Genomic DNA, 3,531 nt, shown 5'->3' with positions numbered 1-3,531 from the left:
AATCCACCATCGAGATCGCCAGATCGATCGCCTCGGCCTTCGCCGACGTCTTGATCGACCGGGCCGCCAACCGGGCCGCGCGCTCCTCCGCGCCGACCTGATCCACACCCGGCAGACCATGCAGGAACGCGCGCAGCTCAGCGGCGCCGATGAGAGTCTCCGTTGACACGCCCCAAGCATCGCCGAAGACCCTCATCGGCACAAACGGCCCATGTACCGGTCAGCCGAGCGGCGTCGTCGTCCAGCGGGCCGGATCGTCGCCGAGCAGCGTCACGCGGTGGTACAGGCCGGTCAGCCCGCCGGACGCCTGCAGCCGCCGCAGCGGCCCGCCCGTCGCCTGGACGGTGACGTCGAAGCCCTGCACGCCGTAGACGACCAGCCGCTGCGCCTCCGACGGGTTCCGGTCCATCGTCGGGCCACCGTGCGCCAGCCGGGAATCGAAGGCGGCATGCCCGTCGGTCTTCGTGTTCACCATGGCGCGTTTCCTGCTCGCGGGCACGATGTCGATCCCGAGCTCACCCCCTGGCGCGCCGGGCGAGGCCAGCCGGACGGACGCCTGCGGCCCGGTGCCGACGCGGGCCTGCGACGGCTTCAGCCCGGACGGGACGCCCCGGACCCGGAACGGGAACGCCGCCGGCCCTCGGGAACCGAACGTCACACCTCTCGCGATGCGCAGCACGGTCGACTCCTGGGCGAGCGCGCGGCTGGTCACCGACAGCAGCGCCCAGTGGTGCGGCTGGTACTCCCACCGCAGCTCGGCAGGCACCTGATCCGAGCCCGGGCCGCCCGGCACGATCGTCCAGTGGCCGATGTGCCCGTTGATGTGCGCCGTCTTCATCCAGTGGCCCTTCTTCCCGCCGGGCAGGTTGGCGATCGGCGGTTCGGTGCGGGACTCCATGAGGGTCAGCTCCAGCGCCGGACGGTCCCCACGTCCCGCCGCCACCGTGTAGTCGGCCGGATCCGCTTCGAACCGCGCTACCGTCTGCGCGTAGCCCTTCGGTAGCCGGCCGAACGCGGCGGGCGGCACCAGCAGGGCCGGGTATGCCGCCTGCTGTGCGGGCCGGACGGTGCGGTGCGGGCCGTCCGGCGAGCCGGGCGGCACCGCGACCGCCGTGACGGCCGCCGCGAGCCCGGCCAGCAGCGTCCCGGAGGCGGCGCGCCGACCGCGCCTGATCCGGCGCCCCCTCCTGATCGCCGCGGCGGCGTCCACGGACGTCACGGGTCCGGGCGTGCCGGCGATCTCCGACAGCCGTTCCTTGAGGTCGTTCATGCCGGGTTCTCCCCATCCGTGAGGCTCTGCACCGGTCGCAGCCCGCGGCGCAACGCGTCCAGGCCGCGCGCTGTCTGGCTCTTGACGGTCCCTGTGGAGCAGTTGAGGACGTCGGCGGTCTGCTCGACCGACAGGTCGCAGTAGAAGCGCAGGACGACGGCGGCGCGCTGGCGCGGCGGCAGCCCCGCGAGGGCCTCCCGCAGGTCCAGGTCGCCGGCGAGGTCGAGCGGGCCGTCCGGCCCGTCGGGCAGGGCGGGGACGAGGCGGACGCGGCGCCGCCAGCCGCCGCGCTGCTCCGCGAGGAACACCCTGATCAGCACCGTCCGCGCGTAGCCGTCGATGTTGTCGGCCGCCGACGCGCGGCGCCAGTGCAGGTACAGGCGGGTGATCGCGGTCTGCACGAGGTCGTCCGCGCGGTGCCAGTCCTGGCAAAGCAGATACGCGACCCGCCGTAACCAGGGCGTCCTGGCGGTCACGTAGGCGGTGAACTCGTCGTCCCGTCCCGGCATGCGCATGCTCCTCGGCCGTTCCACACACCCTTGATGCGGTCGGGGCGCCGGAAGGTTGCACGGCCCGCGCCGGCGGTTCGACGGGCCGGTCCTGATGGCCGGTCAGGCCGGTGCGTGCGGGCTCAGGGCCGCCATGTTCCACAACCGGACGGTGTGGTCGCTGCTCGCGGTGGCCAGAGTCCCGCCAACGGGGCTGAACGCCACCGCGAGCACGGTGTCCGTGTGCTCCTGGACGGCCGGCCTGAGCGACTTGCGGGCGGCCACGTCCCACAACCGCAGCGTTCTGTCCGCGCCCACGCTGGCCACGACCTTGCCGTCGGGGCTGAACGCCACCGCCGTGACCGGTTCCGTATGGCCCTTCAGCACCTTCCCCAGGGACGGCGGGCCCGATGCGGCGTGCGTACGGCTCGCGTGAGGATGCCCCGACTTGCCGTCGTGCGTGAGGGCGTAACCGATGGGGACGGCCAGAGCGACGGCGGCGGCGCCCCCGCTGAGCAGGAAGGCGCGGCGGGAAGGCTGCGCGAACGGCAGCGGCGGAACGGCGTCGGCAGCCGGGTTTCCGGCTGGCGGGCGCTCGGCGCGCGGGCTTCCGGCCAGCGCGTCAAGGGCCTCGGCGACGCTCTCCGCGCTCGGACGCCGCCGCGGGTCACGGCGGAGCACGTCGCGCAGGACCGGCGCCAGGACGCGGGCGCGCTCCATGGGCGCGGGCTCGCCGCGCGAGATCGCCAGCAGCAGCGCCGCGAGGCTGCCGCCGGCGAACGCGGGCCGCCCTTCCACCGCCGCGTACAGGGTGACGCCGAGGGACCAGATGTCCGACGCGGCGGTGGCCTCGCGGTCGTCGACCTGCTCGGGGGCCAGGAAGGCGGGAGTGCCGAGCAGGGCGCCGCTGGCGGTCAGGGCGGTCTCCCCGGGGACGGCGGCGGGCCCGAAGTCGGAGACCACGACCCGGCCGCCTTCCAGCAGCACGTTGGCCGGTTTGATATCGCGGTGCACGACCCCCGCCCGGTGCGCGACCGCCAGCGCCTCCGCGATCCGCGCGCCGATCCTTGCCGCCTCCGCCTCGTCCAGCGGGCCGTCCTCGCGGACGGCGGCGTCCAGGGACCGGCCCCGGACCAGCTCCATCACGATCCAGGGCAGGCCGTCCTCGTCATGGAACTGGTCGTGGACCGTGATGATGCCGGGATGCTTGAGCATCCCGACCGACCGCGCCTCCCGCTCCATGCGCGCCACCAGCCGGCCGCGCAGCCCCGGTTCCAGGCTCGCGGGCAGTTTGAGCCGCTTGAGCGCCACGTCCCTGCGCATCCGCTCGTCGTGCGCGCGCCAGACGGCGCCCATCCCGCCCTCGCCCAGCAGCTCCACCAGCCGGTACCGGCCGATCACGACATGTCCCGCGTCCTGTGTCACAGAGGCACACAACCATGACGCCACCGGGTCCAATAACCCTTGCGGGACACTTCGTCAGCAGATCGATGGAATCGCGCGGGCAAGCTCCGACGCGGTGCAGGGCGTCGGGACGCCGGGCGCTCTCGACCCGTCCGGCGGCCTTCACCAGTTCCGCGCGGCAGGGCGGGCTCCGGCGCACGTCCCGGGTGTCCTTGAGGTCGGTGAGCGGCTCGCCGGTGATGCGGTCGAGCAGCGGCCGGACCTCCTTCTCCAGGTCGGGCCGGTGCGCCGGGACGAGACGTTGACGTGTGGCGGGGGGGGGGGGGGGGGGGGGCGCGGGGGCCCCCCCCCCCCCCCCCACAGGGGGTG

At 74.3% G+C, this 3,531-nt stretch carries 3 protein-coding genes and 1 pseudogene; all 4 read right to left on the bottom strand.

Translation table 11 applies throughout. The features are described from left to right. A pseudogene (locus F8568_RS41975) lies at nucleotides 1-196 on the bottom strand (deoxyribose-phosphate aldolase); the annotation flags it as partial. A gap of 24 nt (nucleotides 197-220) precedes the next feature. Continuing rightward, nucleotides 221-1,270, bottom strand: a complete 1,050-nt coding sequence (locus F8568_RS41970; RefSeq protein ID WP_151599666.1) for a hypothetical protein — start codon at nucleotides 1,268-1,270, stop codon at nucleotides 221-223. Continuing rightward, a complete protein-coding gene (locus tag F8568_RS41965) occupies nucleotides 1,267-1,779 on the bottom strand; it encodes a SigE family RNA polymerase sigma factor (protein ID WP_151599664.1) in 513 nt (170 codons plus the stop codon). The genes F8568_RS41970 and F8568_RS41965 overlap by 4 nt, the downstream gene beginning before the upstream one ends. A 102-nt stretch (nucleotides 1,780-1,881) precedes the next feature. Then, nucleotides 1,882-3,183 (bottom strand): WD40 repeat domain-containing serine/threonine protein kinase, encoded by a 1,302-nt coding sequence (locus F8568_RS41960; protein ID WP_160573961.1) that lies wholly within the window; start codon nucleotides 3,181-3,183, stop codon nucleotides 1,882-1,884. Nucleotides 3,184-3,531: the final 348 nt, after the last annotated feature.

Source organism: Actinomadura physcomitrii (assembly GCF_008923205.2).
In the GTDB taxonomy this organism is placed as follows: domain Bacteria; phylum Actinomycetota; class Actinomycetes; order Streptosporangiales; family Streptosporangiaceae; genus Spirillospora; species Spirillospora physcomitrii.
Note: the sequence above shows the minus strand (reverse complement) of the source record. Positions and strands in the feature narration are given on the sequence as shown.

What these genes read in the sequence shown, in the direction of transcription:
- F8568_RS41970 (WP_151599666.1), bottom strand. Translation starts at nt 1,270, where the DNA reads ATGAACGACCTCAAGGAACGGCTGTCGGAGATCGCCGGCACGCCCGGA.
- F8568_RS41965 (WP_151599664.1), bottom strand. Translation starts at nt 1,779, where the DNA reads ATGCCGGGACGGGACGACGAGTTCACCGCCTACGTGACCGCCAGGACG.